Raw genomic sequence first — 17335 nt, forward strand, 5'->3', positions numbered from 1 at the left:
GAATTATTTTTTAGGTAGTGGTATTTGTCATATTTTGGGGTTTGAAAGTGAAGGAGAAGATAATTTGTCTTTTTTCTCCAGAGGTTAGGATAGGCCTTCGCAGGGATGGACGAGCATCCCTGCGGAAGGCGGACTAAAAAAAATAAAAAAAATACATCTCTTTTATTTTTTTGACTCTATAGGTATAGCACACTCAGGTGTAGGTATAAAACCTTCTCTTTGAAGATATGCTGCATATTTTTGTTTAATATGAGTAATATGTGGTGGCAATAATCTACCAACTCGATAATCTTTAAAATCTCCATATGTTTTTACAAAAAAATCATTAAAATGCATTTTAATTGTGATATTTTCATTACCATGACTAATAAATGATAATATTGTAAATACTGCATTTTCATCAAATTTATGATATTTCTTGAGGTAAGAACTCTTGATTTGGGCATCCGTTAACCTTGTACCCCTTATTAAATACATATTAACAGAATCCACGCCATTCTCGCCATCTCTGGGGATACAATCACATGCAGGTCGTATATTTACATAATAATAATCAATATCATTCTCTTTTTGATGAAAAACATCTCCACATGTGACTGTTTTTATATCTAATAAAGAAGAATCAATAAATTTTTCACCACACATTACTTTCCTAATATCATTATGATCAATTTTGTCTACTATTTCACCAATAGACTCTTCTTCAAACTCACAAGTCTCTAATCTTGAAACTAAATTTCTTGAAAGAAGATCCCTTAATTCAACAGAAGGATCAGTGCTATCATCTTTGAAAGCTCTCCAGAATATCCGCGGCCAGTTATGATTTAATTCATATAGATGCCAGAATAAATTCCTTTTTGATTTGTTAAGTGATTCATCCCATTTTTTAATAACGTAGATAGAGGGTTTATCTTTGAACCACTTATTTATCTCATCAAATAATCGGTTGTCTTGTAATTCGTTTTTCTTTTTTACGGAGATATAATCCATAAAATCCTTACATTGAGAAGTGCCTCCCGTATTTTGGAAGACCTCTTTTAATTTGTCTTCAATAGACTTCTCAGATTGATTACTAAAAATAAATACTGGCCCAAAATAATAATCCTTCAATTTAATTATAAAACTGGCTACAGATTCTTCTTTTGATTCTTGAAGAGCGCTTCCTGGAGTGACCGCCATAGGCATTTCCTCAGTTGATTTTAAATCCCAATCAATTATAACAAATGCTGCATTCGAAAAATGCTTAATTTGATCATCATCAGGAAGCTCTGAATATCCCAATACAGGTATGTGCTTTTTCTCAATTTGATTTTTTATATCTAATATGGGATCTGCACAGGATTTATCATCTATATGATCATCAATAATTACCGCAATTCCATTCAATAATGCAGTTGCAGTCAATTTTCATCCCCCTTTGCAACAAAATTGACAACAAAATTAGCTCCGGATAATTTCTCCTCTGAGTTTAATTCAGCAAGATCTATAGAATAATCATGTCTTTCCAGAAGCTGCCGTGCGATATATAATCCAAGACCTCTTCCCTCTTCACCTTTCCCAGAATAAAAGGAACTAAAAATGTATGGTTTATCTTCTTCACTAATTCCAGGGCCATTATCTGAAAATATCAATTTCCCCTGGGAACCATCAAGAGTTATTCGAATCTCTTTATCAGGTATATCTATAGTTTTTAGCCAGTAAAATGAATTGTCAAATAAATTAATCAATAGCTGTAAAACAACTGCATCTGTTGTTTTTGCTATCAGAGGAGAGCCTGTTGAAATAATATTTAATGCAATTTTTTCTTCAGATAATGATTTTCTGTAAATCTTATTAACTTTCTTAAGCATTTCATCAATGCGAATATTTCTCCTTCTCTTTTTTGATGATCTGAATAATAACTGAACGTCTGAAAATTGTCCTTCTATGAATGATAAAATACCTTTTACTGATGAGATCTCGTCAAACAAGTATTCCGGATCAGTATTTCCATGAAGAACTTCCCCACTTAAATTATCAACTGCTTTAATTGCTTTTGAAAGGAAAGCTATAATATCATGAGATGCTGTTTCAACAGCAAGACCTACACCTGCAAGATCCTCTGTAATCTCTGCTCTTGTTTCAAGGTAGTTTTTCTCAATAGTGTAATTTTTCTCAGCCTGATTTAGAAGAGCAATAGCTTCATTATCACCAGATTTTGAGAGATGCTCCTTTAATGAAGATAATTCAGTTTGTACAAAATTTCTCTTATATATTTCCTGTTCTCTTCTATTTTTCTTAAGATCTATATATTCCTGATATCTGTTTTTTCGAATATATGATAGCAATGTTTGAATTAGTTTAATAAAATCCCGGGTAGCATCCCCTGTCTCAATTAATCCTTCTCTATTTGTTTTGTCGTTTAAATTTGGATTTTGATTCTTAGAAATCTCAATAATACCTATTGTCTGGTCATTACTAAGCATTTCACTGGCTCTTATATTGCCACGTACCTTATCAATTTCAAGCCAGTCATCATCGGGATCACCATATGGATAAACCCTGATTCCATCACGAAAAAGATAGATTCTATGCTTTTTGATAAGCTCTTTTTCTTCTTTGTCTAAGGATTTGACATTTTCTTTTTTATTAGTTAAATCAAAAATATAGAATGCAAAATTAAATGATCCACAATCAGGATCCCTATAAACTTCTCTTTTATTGTTTTCAGATCCAATATTCATTTTAAAATGATCATTAAAAACTTTTAAACCGCGGATTTCTGACGATTTTAATTCTAATTTTACAGGGTCACCATTAATTTTAAATTTATATTCTAATAATTCATTATTGAAATTTCCATCTTCTATTTTCAAAACAGGAGAATATTCAATTAAATTTTTAAATTCTTCAATATCATCTTTTGAATCCCTCCATTTAGAACCATTATAATTAATTATAATCTCAAATTGATCATCTTCGCATTTATCTTTAAAAAATAATTTAGTAAATGTAGGACTCAGTTTTGCTAAATCATCATACACAGATGTAATTCTTTTTTCTGTCCATCTTCCTTTTAAGTCAGAGATTTCTATTCTTGTTCCATGATTTTCTCTTTTTATATTTTGGCTTCCAAATCTGAGATCTTTTTCAATGATCAACTCTGGTTCTCTGGTAGCCATTGAAATATTGATGTCATCGAGGAAGATCTCTTTGATCTCTCCATTATGAGAGATAAAATCCTCATCATAGCTTGAAAAATCAAAATTTACAACATATTCCTCATCTGAGCCACGAGATCTTGTTATAATTTTTACATTCTTGCCAAGTTTTAAGGCAGAAAACCTTCCTATCCCTTTTTCACCCTGAAGAGTTCTGCTTTTTAATTTTGACTTTCTTGCAGGTCCGCCCTTATTTAGTTTGCATGGAGTGGCCGGGTTCATCCAGCTGTTTCTGATAACATCAGCTGTCATCCCTTCACCATTATCTTCTATAATAATTTTAGAGTCATCTAAAATCTCATAATTGTCCCCAAAATTTTCAAAATTTATAGTTACCCAACTGGCATCTGCATCATATGTATTTTTTACAAGTTCAACAAGAGCAACCCTCTCATTTTTTATCAGCTGATCCCCCAGCATTGTTAAAAGCCTTGCATATGGTCTGATTTTTAGATTTTCTTCAGTTTGCATATTTCCTCCCCGTAACTATAAATTCTTCAGCGTAAACTTTCCTGTCATTATGATTCATAGAAAACTTTCCTTTTTCATCTCTGTAAGGTGTAAGTATTTTCTTTGAAATCTTTCTTTTAACAACATTAATCTCTTTAAATCCGGCATCATTCATTGAGTAAATCAAATGCTTTGCATTATCCACTCTTTTTCCTTTATACTCCGTATTACCTATAACAAAAAGAGCCAGACCACCATCTTTAATCATTTTATAACTATTTTTAACACTCTTTTCAATATCAAAATAATATCTTGCTACTGCCTTGGCCTTCTTTTTATCAACAGTAAATAAGTTAAAAACAATGCCAGACCCGACATTGTTCAATTTTTTAGCTTCTTCAGTAAAATCAGAATGATTATACAAGCTTCCAATTGTTCCATTTCTCAATGATTTATAATCATCAGTATATTCAAGCCAAAGTGTTGACAACTGATGGAGATCTGCATACTCATATGATGTAACATATGGAGGGCTTGTGATCAAAAGATCAACAAAAGGTTTGCGATTTTTTTTATCAAGGAAATTGATATTTTTTATATTTACTTTAGTATTTTCTGAAAGTTCGCTTTCTAAGTTAGCTTTCCTCATATATTCAAACTGTTCAGTAAATGCTGTAATTACATCAGCAGGTACTTTATCAGGATCTAATTGTGGCTTAATGGATTTCGTTAGCCACCTTGATGTTTTCTTTAATATATTAGAAAATGCGCAAAGGAAAAATTTACGATAAAAACTTTTTTTAGGAATAGTGACATTTATCGCTTTTTTTAATCTGATTAGATCTTTGATTTGTTCATCAAAATACCAATATTTTATCCTTTCATTGACATTAGAGAACTCATCCTCTAAAACAGAGATATTGCAATATTTATCTGTAATCTGTTTGAAATAATCCAGGAGTGTTGAATCCTTATATTTTCTGCTTTTAACTTCTGCTATTAATGTAGCAACAGGATTAATATCACAACCCCAAAAATCAATCCCGTTCCTTTTTGCTTCATAAGAAGTCGTACCGCAACCGCAAAAGATGTCTGCTATAGTTTCTACATTTATATCCAAATTCTTTGAATATTCTATAGCTTTTGTTGTAATGAATGCCGGAAATTTTGCAGGGTATGCATGTATTCTGTGTATTTTATGCTCTTCTTCATTTCCTTCATTCCAAAATGGATCAATAGGCACATTATCTAAATTTAAATGACTAATGCTTCCTGTTAATTCCATATTACCACTACAAATAATTAATAATAAATTTATTGCTTATATATGTCCTGTTAGTTTCTTGTTCTAATTAACCTTTATCAAATAAATTTTTACAAATCCTTAATAATTCTTTTTATTTCAGTCAAAAAATATTCATCTTTGAACAGAAGTTAAATCTCATCTACAAATAAATTTGAATTTTCAGAATTTTCACGACCATCATCCTCATCATCTCCCACATATTCACCTTGAAAGAGACTCTCGGACTTTTTAATATATAGGATATTTGCGGGCGGGGGGTGAAAGTAAAAGGTAAGTTAAATTCTTCTATTAAAGAAATATCAGTTTGTTATGATACAAATTCCTAATCTCCGGGAATTCTTTTATCCACTGGAATAGTTCTTTAGATTCTCTTTTCAGGATATGTATATTATATTAATCAGCAAGTTTTATCCGCTCTGATTACTCTTCTATTTAGCTTATTATGTGGTTATTCCAGCAATGAAAATTGCCCAGCTTACCCAGTTGTATTATACATCCGAGAAGAAGATAAACAACTTTGTTATACCGGGCTAATGAAATATTATTGAAAGCCTGATTCGTGTTGGCAAACTGCAAAATAAGATTATAATCATGCTCTGTAATTTTTCCGCAAGATCACGCCTTTTTAAACGGCTTTAAAAAATCATTGATAGTAAATCCGTGAAAATCATCTGCATAAATAGTATTTCACGTGATGTATTCATTACTCAAAAAGAATTTCAAAATAGATAAACCCTGAACTTAAAAAACGAGTGCACCGACCGGGAATTGAACCCGGGCTATTGGCTTGGAAGGCCAAAGTCATGCCACTAGACCATCGGTGCAAACAAACGCTTCTAACATAACGCTTGTGCCATACTATTTTGCTGTTTCTAAGTATTAAAAATATTGATTTTGATTCAAAAAAACGTTTTTTAAAAAAATCCAGAATAACTTCACCAAAAAGATTTTCCGATTGTCAAAAATCTCAGGGAAAAAGTCTTTATGTAAAATTAAGTTAAAATTAAGTCTAAAAATGTGGTTTAAATCAAGTTCAAAATGTAGTTTAATTTAGTTTAAAAATTACGTCTTATTAAGTGTAAAATTAAAAGTTTAAAAAAGCTGAATTTTTTTTTCAGCAGAATTAATATCCGCGAATCTCAGCTTCAATCTTTTCAAGAGCCGCAACGCGCCTGTCAAGTGACGGATGAGTTGCCAAAAGCTCTGTTAAACTTTTCCCGGAAATTGCAGGAATGATAAAAAATGCATTTGCACCCTCAATCTCCTGCTTCTTTTTTGCCGGAACATAATCCATCCTGCCGCTTATTTTCTTAAGGGCGGAGATTAACGCCTGTGGATTTCCTGTAATCATCGCACTGCCCCTGTCAGCCGCAAACTCACGGTAACGTGATAATAAAAGCATAAGAAGAGTTGCAACAATCCAGACGAGTATAGATACAATCCAGATTACAATCCATGCTCCATTGTTCTCTCTTCCGTCAAAAAGATTCATAAACAAAGCATTTTGCATAATCATCGATGCAATCATTGCAATAAAACTTGCAACAGTCATCGTCAGAATATCACGGTTCTTAACATGTGAAAGCTCATGCGCTAAAACTGCCTCAAGCTCCTCGCGGTTTAATGTATTCATAATTGAATCTGTAACCGCAACAACAGCGTGCTTAGGGCTTCTGCCGGTAGCAAAAGCGTTTGGCACAGGTGAGGGCATAACAGCAACCCTTGGCTTGGGAAGACCTGCCTCGTTGCAAAGCTTCTCAACCATCATATGAAGCTCAGGATATTCATCCTCAGCAACAATCCTTGCACGGGTGCTTGCCAGGACAAGTTTGTCTGAGAAGAAATACTGCCCAAATGCAAACAAAAATGCAAGAGCTATCAGGAATATGAAATATCCCGGGAAAAAGAAATTAATTACGCCTATGAAAAACAAATAGACTGCAAGTATTAATATCCAGGTCAGAAAGACCCTGCCTGTAAGACCCCAGTCTCTCTTCCATTTACCAATCATTATAACTTTATTATTTGTAGTACATCGCATAAATATATCCTGACACCGGCAAAGTTCAAACCGCATTTATTCATACAAAAGTACAAATCTGACATTACAGATATGTCTGAAAAGCCAATATTTGTAAGATTTACCTCAACGAGTAAAACCCTCCGCTGACATCAATAAAAATCCGGGGAAGACAGGCATCATAAATCCAAATCAAATAATCTTTTTTCAAATTTAGGTTAAAATAGAAATATTTTATACATATATTCCAGACTATTCATACATGGAGGAAGACAGCGCACCGGAAAAAATAAGTGACGTCGCATATGGAATCTTTGAGATAATCTTAAACAAAGAGTTAAAACAGCGCGGCAGGTACCTTTTCGAACGTGTAAACAGCAATGATAATTTTCTTGAAGAATTCAAAGAGATTTTTCAGAACTTTTCAACAGAATACCAGATGCTTTCCAATGCTCTCATTGAAGAGTTCAAATGCGCAGAAGAAATATACAATAAAATCTGCGAAGGCGAAGGCGTTATTCCATCAAAAACCACCCTCATGTACTGGATTGTTCAGGATGCACCTGACTTTACAATGAGTCCCGGAGACGAAGACAAAGGCGGCAAATGGCTCATATTCCTTGAAAAAGCCGAAGTCGATACAATGTGGGAGAAGATAAGGGATGCAACCGTTCAAAACAGACTTGGGCCCTCATCAAAGGTCTCAACTGCAAAAGAAAACCCCGAATCAAGGGATGAAAGAACTGTAATATATGTATATACCCGCGACTGGGAAGACAAAGACAATGTCATGAAAATAAGAGAGACCCTAAAAGAGCTTGGAGTAGAACACCGCATAGGATACAAAAGAAATATCGAAACATTTCAGGGCGAATACTCACAGGGCGGACGAAAAGTAACATATTACAGCGTTTAAACCAATAAAATTCAAAAAAACACATATTATCAAAAAAAAAATCAGAAAAATTAAAAAACTTAAAAACTAAAAAACGAAGACCAAAATCAAAACCAAGAGATTCTTACACTTCAATAATCTTTAAAGCAGATCTCTTACTTTTTAATTACAAAATAATCACAAATTTTTCTGTGATTAAAAAAATTAAAAATGCTCTGGCGAATAAAAAAATTTCATTCGCAAAAGCAAAAAATAACTATTATGCTTTTCTTTCTTTGTTCTTTGGTCTGAGATTGTCAGAACCACACTTGCGGCATGTCGTTGCACGTTTTGCGTTCCTTGCATTGCATTTCATACAAACCTTTACATCAAGGAGCCTTGCTTCTGCCTCTGGAAATCTTGCCATATCTGTATACCCCTGATAATTTTAACTTCAGTTCTATATACAACGATGTCTGCGGTATTAACAGTTTTGGATAATAAAATATGAGAGGAGAAGATATTGTATTACCCGCAAATCCAGAAAAATTATTCAAAATCAATAACTGACCCTTCAAATATGCTTTAATTTAATACTTTCAGCCGGAAAGGCACAGACGAAAAAAGGCAGGAGATTTTTTTAGCAGGAGAAAAGTTATAAAAAAAGATTTATTTCAGGCTCTGTTTTTCAAAAACCATTCCTTAAATCCCGAAAGTGCACATCCGCGGTGTGAGATTATAGATTTTTCGGAGATTTCAATCTCTGCAAAGGTTCGATTCCCCACTTCAAAGACAGGATCATATCCAAAACCCATCTCTCCACGAGGCGACAGTGTAACCTGACCATCCACCCTTCCCTTAAATACGAATACCCCACTCTCATCGGCATAAGCAACTGCAGTTTCAAAATAAGCGCTTCTGTCATCTTTTTCTTCCATAAGTCTCAAAATTCCATTCATTCCGATTGTGTCAAGAACATATGCCGCATATGCACCTGGAAAGCCATTTAAAGCTTTTATGTAAAATCCGGTATCATCAACAATTAAAGGTTTTTTAAGGATAGAATATGCACAAATCGCCTTTTCTCTCGCAATTTTTTCTACATCATCGCCCTTAATCTCCAAAAGTTCGATCTTTTCATGACCGACACTGGCAATTCCCTCAAAAAAAGATGCAACCTCTTTTGCCTTATTCACATTTCCTGTGACAACAGTTATCTCAAACATTCAAATCTCCTCTTTAATTTTCTTCTTACTTTTAAAAATAAAAAAAATTCTATAAAGCCACGGCTGAAGGCTTCTTCTGGTGCTTTAAAAGAACTTTAAGGTAGAAAAGCGCCCAGAAATAACCTAAAACCCCGCCAAAAATATCGCCAAGCACAATACCATACCATACTCCAAACTGACCCATACCTAAAACAACGCCCATCACATATGCAAATACTGCAATGAATATCAGATTTCTAAACACATTTATGATAAATGATGTTATTCCACGCCCTGTTCCCTGAAATAGCGCTGAAGCCATCATTCCAAGCACAGCAAACGGATAAAAGATACACATCGTCTGTAAAAATCCAATAAATAAAGGTACAAGGTGCACGCTTTCAGGCGAATATGTAAATAATACTGTTATAAAAGGCGCCAAAAACCATGTCGCAACTGATGTTGCAAGACTGATAATAATTCCAATCTTTAATGAAAAATTCAGAATCGTCTTTAAATTTTCAAATTTTCTGGCGCCATAATTTGCTCCGAATACCGATACTGCCGAGGTTGCAATTGCGGCTATCGGAATAATCGCAAACATAACAACACGCCATCCGCCTGTATAGACCGCTACTGCATCTGTTCCTGAAACATCTACTAATATCAGGTTTATTATCACAAGCACAACTGACATTAAGAAGAATTCAAAACTTGCAGGAATTCCGACACCCAAAATATCCTTTAAAATTTTAGGGTTGAAAGAGAAGTTTTCAAGCTTCAGCGAGAGATAAGAGTCCCTCTTTACATAAAACCAGTAGATTATAACCACATTTACAGTAAAGATCGAAATAATTGTTGCCCATGCCGCACCGGCAATTCCAAGACCCATCCAGTAGATCATTACAGGGTCTAAAACCATGTTTAAAACAGCAGAAATTGCCATTGCATACATTGGTCTTTTTGTATCGCCCTCTGCTCTTAGGATTGCATATCCTACATTTGAGAACAAGAACAAAATAGTGCCCAAAAATACGATTTGACCATATATTACTGCCTGTTCTGTTGCGTCACCGGCATTCATCGCAATCATGACAGGTTCGAGTAAAAATATTAAAGGAATTGTCAGAACTAAAGAGAACACCGTTATCATAATAACCGAGTGTACACCTGCATTTTCTGCACCGGCCTTGTCATGTGCCCCAATAAGCCTTGAAATTACTGAAGTCACACCTGCCCCAAGACCGTTTCCAAACCCGATAATTATCATGAAAACCGGCATTACAAACCCGACTGCCGCTAATGCATTTGAGCTGATACCTGAAACCCATACAGCATCAACAAGATTGTAAACGGAAAAAATTAGCATCGCAACAATCATCGGACCTGAAAGGCTGATTATCGCTTTTTTGGGATCTCCGGTTAGAAGAGTCACTCCTTTTGTCATACCGGCCTCAAATTTATTATCCGTTCCGGATGAGGAGTCTGAATTTTTATTTAACATATTTTCTTTTGAATTATCTGACATATAAACACTCTTTATTTAAATTCTAAAGCTATACGCCGGGCACTGAGATCTTCCTGAGTTGTTCGAAACACACTTTTTTTTAAAAACGTTCATGAAACTAAGGTTTCATGCTAACTGTTTCATATAAATAACAAAGTGATTTTCATGGTAAATTCTTGCTCATAAAACAAATGTCTCATACCAACATATCAGGTGATTCACAACGTAATTTTCACAGTAAACTGAAGTATTGTAAAAGCAGATACCTGCTTTTTGTTTTTCCGGGAGGTGATTATTGACTTTTGTATACTGCAAAAAAATTCAGGATTATTGAATTTCAGCGCCCGTTTTTGTTCCGGCGGACTTAATATATATAGAAATTAATGATAATAAAACTTAACAAACATATGCAGTTTAGAAAGAAATTCCGGCAAATAATAAAGATAAAAAATATCAAAACTGCAATCAAATGTCAAAAATAAGTCTCATGAAACAGATGATTTACAATGTAAAATCAAATCATGATTTTCATTAAACATTGTATGAAAAATTTGTTTCATGAACGTTTATTAAAAAAGTTTCATATAAAAATTAAAAAAGTTTCATATAAAATTTCATGTAAATCACAGCGTGATTTTAATTAAAAAGGATGTGCTTTCATAACCAGTTATCCAAAAATTAATCCTGACGACACTCTTCCTGAATTATATGAGAATATAAAAAGCATTCTTAAAAATAAGGGGTTTTTAACAGCCGGTTTTAAAAAAATACCATATGGAATCCAGTTCAAAGTTATCTTCGATAAAAATGAAGAAATTTTAAGAATATACAAAAATAAAATTGGAAACACCACTTTTGATCTATCACAGGTTAAAAAACCGGAGTCTGCTTCACGCTTAAAAGAAATTTTAAATCCACCACCAGTGATGAAAGTCACATATCCAAAATCGGCAACCACTGCCAAAATAAAATCAGAATCAGCTTTCAAATACAATAAAAATTATTCAGATGAAATGAATGGTAAAAAAACCGCTAAAATGACTGTTGAAAAAACTAATGAAAAAAAAGATACCAGCCGGACAGGAAATACAGGCATTCCCCCTGAGAATCTTCCCTTCCCTCTTATTGGTACAGATGAATCAGGAAAGGGGGATTATTTCGGGCCGCTTGTTGCCGCCGGAATGTATGTCGATGAGAATACAGCAGTTTTTTTAAAAAAAATTGGTGTTAAAGACAGCAAACTTTTAACTGATAAAGAAATATTGGTGATTGCAAAAAAAATCAAAGAAAAGTGCCATAATTATTATTCAGTAATTGAGATATCACCTGAAAGGTACAACCGGCTTTATGAACAGTTCAGGAGCGAAAACAAAAACTTAAACACACTTCTTGCATGGGCACATGCAAAGGCAATTGAAGAGGTTTTATCTAAAAAGGAATGTAGGACTGTAATTTCGGATAAATTCGGAAACGAGAGATATATCCTTTCAAAACTTCAGGAAAGAGGAAGAAAAGTAAATCTTATTCAGGTGACAAAGGCAGAGAGAAACATAGCAGTTGCCGCGGCATCCATCCTTGCAAGGGACAGATTTTTGGAAAAATTAGAAAAACTCTCGAAAAATGCAGGATTTACTCTTCCAAAGGGAGCATCAGATTCAGTAATCTTCGCAGGAAAAAGAATTCTTAAAGAGAAAGGAGAAAAAGGTCTTTTAGAATTTGCAAAAGTTCATTTCAAAACAACCAAAGAATTAACAAAATAAATGATTCATCCAAAATACATGAATTTTCAAAACCAAAACTAAAAGAGGCTTTCTTCAAACTCATTTTTCAATGATTCCTGAAAATTCAGGGGTATATTTTCAAACAATAGTGAATATAAGACCCTGTCGTGAAAAGAATCTTTATAATTCCAATATTTTTCCTGATTACACTCTTTTAAAAAACCGCACTTTTCAAGAATCCTGCAGGAAGCCGTGTTTTCTTTTGCGCAGTCAGCATTAATCCTGTATCCGCCGCATACAAAAAAAGCGTAGTAAACCAAAAATCTGCATGCTTCAAAGCCGTAACCCCTCCTCCAGCAGATATCATCAAGCTGATAAGCCGCAGTATATGACCCCTCGGAAAAGTCAACCGGGAGCAGGGCACACTGACCAACAAAATGACCGGAAATCCTCTCTCTTATTGTAAAGATGTGGGTTTTCAATTGATTTTTGGCCTTAATGTCATTCTCCATAGCATCTATTAGCGGCTCGAAATATTTTCTTGTCATATCTGAAGAGTTCGGCCCAAAAAACAGCCATTTGCATACAGATTCTTTCTCAAGCATCCGAGATACAGGAAATATATCTTCACCAGTCATATATGAAAATGAAAGAGTCTCTCCAAAATATGCATTTTTCATAGAAATCAACACCTCTAAAATTTTATTCATCTGATGAACAATAAAATACACGAAAACAAATTCTCCAAAACAGGGGTATTTCTCACCAAAGGCAGTCTTTGGTTGAAAAATTATTAAAATTTGTGTTTTTCCCCCTAAGATCATCTGATTTTTTAAAATCAGATATGTAACAGGATATTCTAATTAAAAAATTGTGGTATAAAAAGGTTTTTTCAGGATTCTGCTGGAGATGTACCCTCAGGCATAGCCCTGTTACCTAAAGGCCCAAGAGCATCTTCAAGCTCCTCAACAGTTACTCCAAGTTCTGATGCAGCCGCATCCAGATCAACCTGTAATTTTCCCTCTATATTCCCAAGAACTGTTTCCAGCTCCTCAACAGTAACCCCAAGAGTTTCAGCGGCCATATTCAAATCAGGTCCTCCACGAACATCTCCGGGTTCACCCATGCCTTCAGCATTACCCGTTACATTCATTCCCCCCGGAGGCATTTCTTCACTTCTCATTTCACCAGGGTTAATTCCGGAATCTGCCGGCACTGTTACTTCAGAAGATGATTCTGTCTGTGATGTACATCCCCCTGTAAACAAACAAAAAACAGTCATTGAAACTGCAAAAATTAAAATTATTTTATTTTTAATCTTTTTTTCCATATTATCTCCTCATATCTTTATCTATATTTTTTTTCTGATCCACTACACCTTTTATTTTGGGAAATATTTTCTGATAATCTGATGAATTTATCAGCAGATTCAGATATTCTAAAAATTTCTGACTAGTCACATTTCTCTGACACCCCTATTTTGTTTTTGATGTTTTGTTTTTCTGCAGAATCTTCGAAATAAAATATTTTAATTTCAGCAGTATCGCGGAGGAAATCAATCCTATCCACTTCAACATCAAAAACGTCAAGTCCGGTTCTCTGTTTTAAATCCGCAATCATCTCCTCCTTTCTGCCTGCCTTTACAAATTCTATCTTTTCATACAGAACCTCCTTTTGCATTGGCTCACTTTTAAAGCCCCAGCCGTTTTCAAGAATCCAGATAACAATGATAAGCATCAGGTTTATAGCAATAATTCTGCTGTACTCACCAGATTCAAAAAGCACTGAGTTCAGTATTGGAAGGGCAACCATAACAAAAAGATATGTCATCTCCCTTATCGGGACAGTTTCCGTCCTGTATCTAAGAATGGAAAAAAGGGCAAAAAGTCCAAAACCTGCACCTATCGAGAGTTCTATGCTGGTGAAAAGGCCCATTATAAAATATACTATCGCATTGAATGCAAGAAATGTAAATATGAAGTTGTGCCCGCTTTTTTTCGGATAGTAGATGAATCTTATAATTATAAACGCACTGATGAAATTAAGGACAAAGCCTGCAATCAAAAAAAGAGTTGAATCTGTCAGCACAACGCCTCACCTCCGGATAAACGGGAAAGGTAAATCAGATTTGGCTTGAACCGGTTGTGCTTGAGATTTTCATAGAGTAGAGAGACCCCGATGCAGTACTTCGAAAAGCTTCTCTTCCGGATGCCGGAGTACTGCAACACAGAGAGTGCTTTTGAATCTGTTGGATTTTTGCCGCTTTTTACTTCAGCAATCACAACTCCCGACAATGATATTCTCTTATCACAACTGCTGAATGTCAGGCCAAAATCAAATGTCATTCTCTCATCGTAATTCTTTGATACAAGAGTAACCCTTGAATATTCTGTTGTCATAACCGGATGAAAATCATGATAGTCATATGGAAAGTTGGTTTTCAGAAACAAATCCTGCTCTTCTTTTGGAAGTATTCCGGATTCACTGGTTCCAATACGCCTCTTTATCGTAACTCCGGTGTTTTTCTTTTCCTTAATCTCCACATAGCTCTCACCTGAAGAGAGATAACGGCGGGTTCTTAACTTGTAACGGTTCAGCTTTCCGCTGTGGTGCTGATTATAGGTTATAAAGGAATTGTCATCATAATAGACAGTTTCATAACCGCTTAATGTACAGCCGTCAACATTAAGGATTCTATAATCCTCTGACAATCCAGGGATTATTCCCATGAAATCCTCAAATTTCATCAGATATTTTGATTCCCGCCTGCTCATGAGACTGGCATCAGATTTTTTCAGTTCATCAAGGGTTATTTCTTCATATTTTTTTGTTCCGGATAAAATATTACCTAATATATTATTTGTACCATATTGGTTTTTTCTTGCTGTTGGTTCCATATTTAAATCCCCACATTATTGGTTTTTTGCTATTTTTCAGAGATAAATGCCATAACCGCATTATTACGGCTGTAAGAATGATCTATTAATTCATCCAGTGACTCAGTGAAATCATTCGGGCTGTTCAGATGTGAATAACCTTCAGTTTCACCTTCCGTGCCTGTTACATAAGGTTCAATCATAGAATGATAGCGGGTATATAACTCCTCCATCTTTTGAGGTTCAAATGATTCAGTTGCCACCATTTCCAGATATTCAATATATTTTTCATAATAAACCGGATCATCAGCCAGATATCTAATCAGGGGCCATTCATCCCCTGCATCATCAAGGCTAAGAGAAAGAGAATTTCCCATACCTCCTCCTTTATTGCCACCCATACCCTGACCAAAATCATCCTTGTTTTCTTTAGTTAAAACTCCTGCCGGGGAGATATTTTCAGGCATATTCATCTGCATTTCTCCTGCAGAACTACCAGGAATTTCTCTCAGCAGGCCCTGTTTTTCTCCTGGGAAATCGGCAGAATTATCACTCATGCCACCTCTCAGTGCATAATTATTATCCCATGGTATCCAGGTTATTTTGCCATTAGATGGATCTGTATAGAGGTAGAAATTCCGGCAATTTCCGCCATATGTATCCCAGTTTTGGATAACAGTGTTTGTTGCCAGCCATCTGAGGAATTCATCAACATCAAAAACCGATTCAAGCTCTTCTCTCCACTCTTCCGAATTTTGTGTTCTCAGGTCGGAATTTAAAATTTCATATAATGATTCGACATCACTCCAGTCTGCCTCATCCTCATTTGTCTTCTTCTCAAAGGCTTCTGTATCAAATGTTCCTTCAATAAATGTTGCTCCCTGTCCCTGCGGTTTGTAGACATTTCCTGAGTCACCTTCAAACTGGGTTTCAATTACAGTATCTTCAATACTTTCGACCATTGTGTAAAGGCCAAAATATACTGGACCTTCTCCGAAATCAACATAAACTCTGTAAAATGCCGTATAAGGTGCAGGAACACCTGATTCACGGAATATTTTGGGCACTATCATATCACGCATCAGTGAGTCATCACCATAGGCGCTCTGAAGATTTAATTCATCAAAACCATAGAATCTCTGGTTTTTTATTGCCGGATTTTCATCCTCAAATTTGTCAAAGTTTAATTTGAATGATATCTTGCCACTCCCTTTACTCCATGATTCTCTAAGAGACATCTGTCCTTTAAAGCGAATACCAACATCCTCCCATTCAAGATTTTCAAATGTGACATCAGATGTAACATAGACTGGTGTTATTTCATTCTCCATTCCGTCTTTACCACCATTAGACATTTCCTGAGCCATAACTCCGCTGATGTTACGATTTTGAGCATTTAAATTCTCTAAATTAATTTCCGTACTTCCATTTCTCTCACCCGTATTCGGGCCATGCATACCTGAAGTTCCAGAAGTTCCCGATTCTCCGTAAATTTCAGTCATATTGTCCAGCATCATCTGCCAGTTTTCAGGAGAGATTTTAATGTTTATGACCTGAACCTCATCGTCAGGAAATACGGTTGAGTAGTCCGGGTTTACATTGCTGCCATGCGACAAATTGTCTTTATTCCATGAAGGTTCTTCAGCTGTTATTTCATCCCCGTTTCCGGCATCAACGCATCCACAGCTGAAAATCAGCAATACAAATAAAAGAAGTGACAGTGTAAAAATGAAATATATTCTTTTAAATGTCAGGATGTTTACAGTCCTTGCCTCTTCTTCAAAATTTTTCTGATTTTTTAGATCTGTCTTCATATCTATGTATACTTTATTTTACATTATGTTATATCAATGATACATATACACATGGTTAAACCAGAGATAGATCTATTTGCTACTGCTAAGTACTATCAGTCAGGGATCATTGCATTATTTTTAATATCATCTGCATTTTCAGCCAGTTCAAATACATCTAAAAATTCAGTTTTTATTTTGGAAAGGCAAATTCAGCAAAAAAAGGCTCTTCGTCAGATCGTGTGGGTAGTTATTACAACTTCTACTGAATCATCCGGGTTTTCAGCAGGATTATAACACATTCCTTAATCTAACTGATCAATTCCTGAGATTTCTGGCTGAATTGCTGATCCAACTGATTAAATTTCACCCATTCAAAACAG

General features: G+C 34.9%; 14 protein-coding genes and 1 tRNA gene. 2 read left to right on the forward strand and 13 right to left on the reverse strand.

From position 1 onward, the window contains the following. Window positions 1-162 precede the first annotated feature (162 nt). The 5 genes from L1994_RS10450 to htpX form a co-directional block, all read right to left on the reverse strand. The gene (locus L1994_RS10450; RefSeq protein ID WP_278099379.1) at window positions 163-1404 is read right to left on the reverse strand and encodes a hypothetical protein; all 1242 of its coding nucleotides are present in this window, start codon (window positions 1402-1404) and stop codon (window positions 163-165) included. Further along, window positions 1401-3671 carry a sensor histidine kinase gene (locus tag L1994_RS10455; RefSeq protein WP_278099380.1) on the reverse strand — a complete coding sequence of 757 codons (2271 nt, stop codon included), beginning with the start codon at window positions 3669-3671 and terminating at the stop codon, window positions 1401-1403. The genes L1994_RS10450 and L1994_RS10455 overlap by 4 nt, the downstream gene beginning before the upstream one ends. Next, a complete protein-coding gene (locus L1994_RS10460) occupies window positions 3661-4935 on the reverse strand; it encodes a DNA methyltransferase (protein ID WP_278099381.1) in 1275 nt (424 codons plus the stop codon). Before L1994_RS10460 ends, L1994_RS10455 begins: the two co-directional genes overlap by 11 nt. 774 nt (window positions 4936-5709) lie before the next feature. Beyond that, window positions 5710-5780, reverse strand: a tRNA-Gly gene (locus L1994_RS10465). A gap of 299 nt (window positions 5781-6079) precedes the next feature. Continuing rightward, window positions 6080-6967, reverse strand: a complete 888-nt coding sequence (gene htpX, locus L1994_RS10470) for a zinc metalloprotease HtpX (protein WP_278100845.1) — start codon at window positions 6965-6967, stop codon at window positions 6080-6082. Window positions 6968-7238: 271 nt separating this feature from the next. On the opposite strand from htpX, the gene L1994_RS10475 reads away from it, so the two are divergent. Continuing rightward, on the forward strand, window positions 7239-7892 hold the full coding sequence (locus L1994_RS10475; protein ID WP_278099382.1) for a putative phosphothreonine lyase domain-containing protein: 654 nt from the start codon (window positions 7239-7241) through the stop codon (window positions 7890-7892). Window positions 7893-8130: 238 nt separating this feature from the next. On the opposite strand, the gene L1994_RS10480 is transcribed toward L1994_RS10475, so the two are convergent. The 3 genes from L1994_RS10480 to L1994_RS10490 form a co-directional block, all read right to left on the reverse strand. Then, the gene (locus tag L1994_RS10480; RefSeq protein ID WP_278099383.1) at window positions 8131-8277 is read right to left on the reverse strand and encodes a 50S ribosomal protein L40e; all 147 of its coding nucleotides are present in this window, start codon (window positions 8275-8277) and stop codon (window positions 8131-8133) included. A 247-nt stretch (window positions 8278-8524) separates the two neighbouring features. Then, a complete protein-coding gene (gene rdgB / locus L1994_RS10485) occupies window positions 8525-9076 on the reverse strand; it encodes an RdgB/HAM1 family non-canonical purine NTP pyrophosphatase (RefSeq protein ID WP_278099384.1) in 552 nt (183 codons plus the stop codon). Between the two features lie 49 nt (window positions 9077-9125). Then, the gene (locus tag L1994_RS10490; protein ID WP_278099385.1) at window positions 9126-10583 is read right to left on the reverse strand and encodes an MATE family efflux transporter; all 1458 of its coding nucleotides are present in this window, start codon (window positions 10581-10583) and stop codon (window positions 9126-9128) included. Between the two features lie 905 nt (window positions 10584-11488). Between L1994_RS10490 and rnhC the strand changes: the two genes are divergently transcribed. After that, window positions 11489-12322: a ribonuclease HIII gene (gene rnhC, locus L1994_RS10495; protein WP_278099386.1), complete on the forward strand. Its 834-nt coding sequence runs from the start codon at window positions 11489-11491 to the stop codon at window positions 12320-12322. 38 nt (window positions 12323-12360) lie between these two features. On the opposite strand, the gene L1994_RS10500 is transcribed toward rnhC, so the two are convergent. The 5 genes from L1994_RS10500 to L1994_RS10520 form a co-directional block, all read right to left on the reverse strand. Beyond that, window positions 12361-12963 carry a GNAT family N-acetyltransferase gene (locus tag L1994_RS10500; RefSeq protein ID WP_278099387.1) on the reverse strand — a complete coding sequence of 201 codons (603 nt, stop codon included), beginning with the start codon at window positions 12961-12963 and terminating at the stop codon, window positions 12361-12363. Between the two features lie 212 nt (window positions 12964-13175). Beyond that, a complete protein-coding gene (locus tag L1994_RS10505) occupies window positions 13176-13613 on the reverse strand; it encodes a hypothetical protein (RefSeq protein ID WP_278099388.1) in 438 nt (145 codons plus the stop codon). A 122-nt stretch (window positions 13614-13735) separates the two neighbouring features. Continuing rightward, the gene (locus L1994_RS10510; protein WP_278099389.1) at window positions 13736-14371 is read right to left on the reverse strand and encodes a DUF4956 domain-containing protein; all 636 of its coding nucleotides are present in this window, start codon (window positions 14369-14371) and stop codon (window positions 13736-13738) included. Next, a complete protein-coding gene (locus L1994_RS10515; RefSeq protein WP_278099390.1) occupies window positions 14365-15180 on the reverse strand; it encodes a polyphosphate polymerase domain-containing protein in 816 nt (271 codons plus the stop codon). The genes L1994_RS10510 and L1994_RS10515 overlap by 7 nt, the downstream gene beginning before the upstream one ends. A gap of 29 nt (window positions 15181-15209) precedes the next feature. Continuing rightward, window positions 15210-16973: a CotH kinase family protein gene (locus L1994_RS10520; protein ID WP_278099391.1), complete on the reverse strand. Its 1764-nt coding sequence runs from the start codon at window positions 16971-16973 to the stop codon at window positions 15210-15212. Between the last annotated feature and the right edge of the window lie 362 nt (window positions 16974-17335).

The sequence above is a fragment of the Methanomicrobium antiquum genome, assembly GCF_029633915.1.
Lineage (GTDB): Archaea > Halobacteriota > Methanomicrobia > Methanomicrobiales > Methanomicrobiaceae > Methanomicrobium > Methanomicrobium antiquum.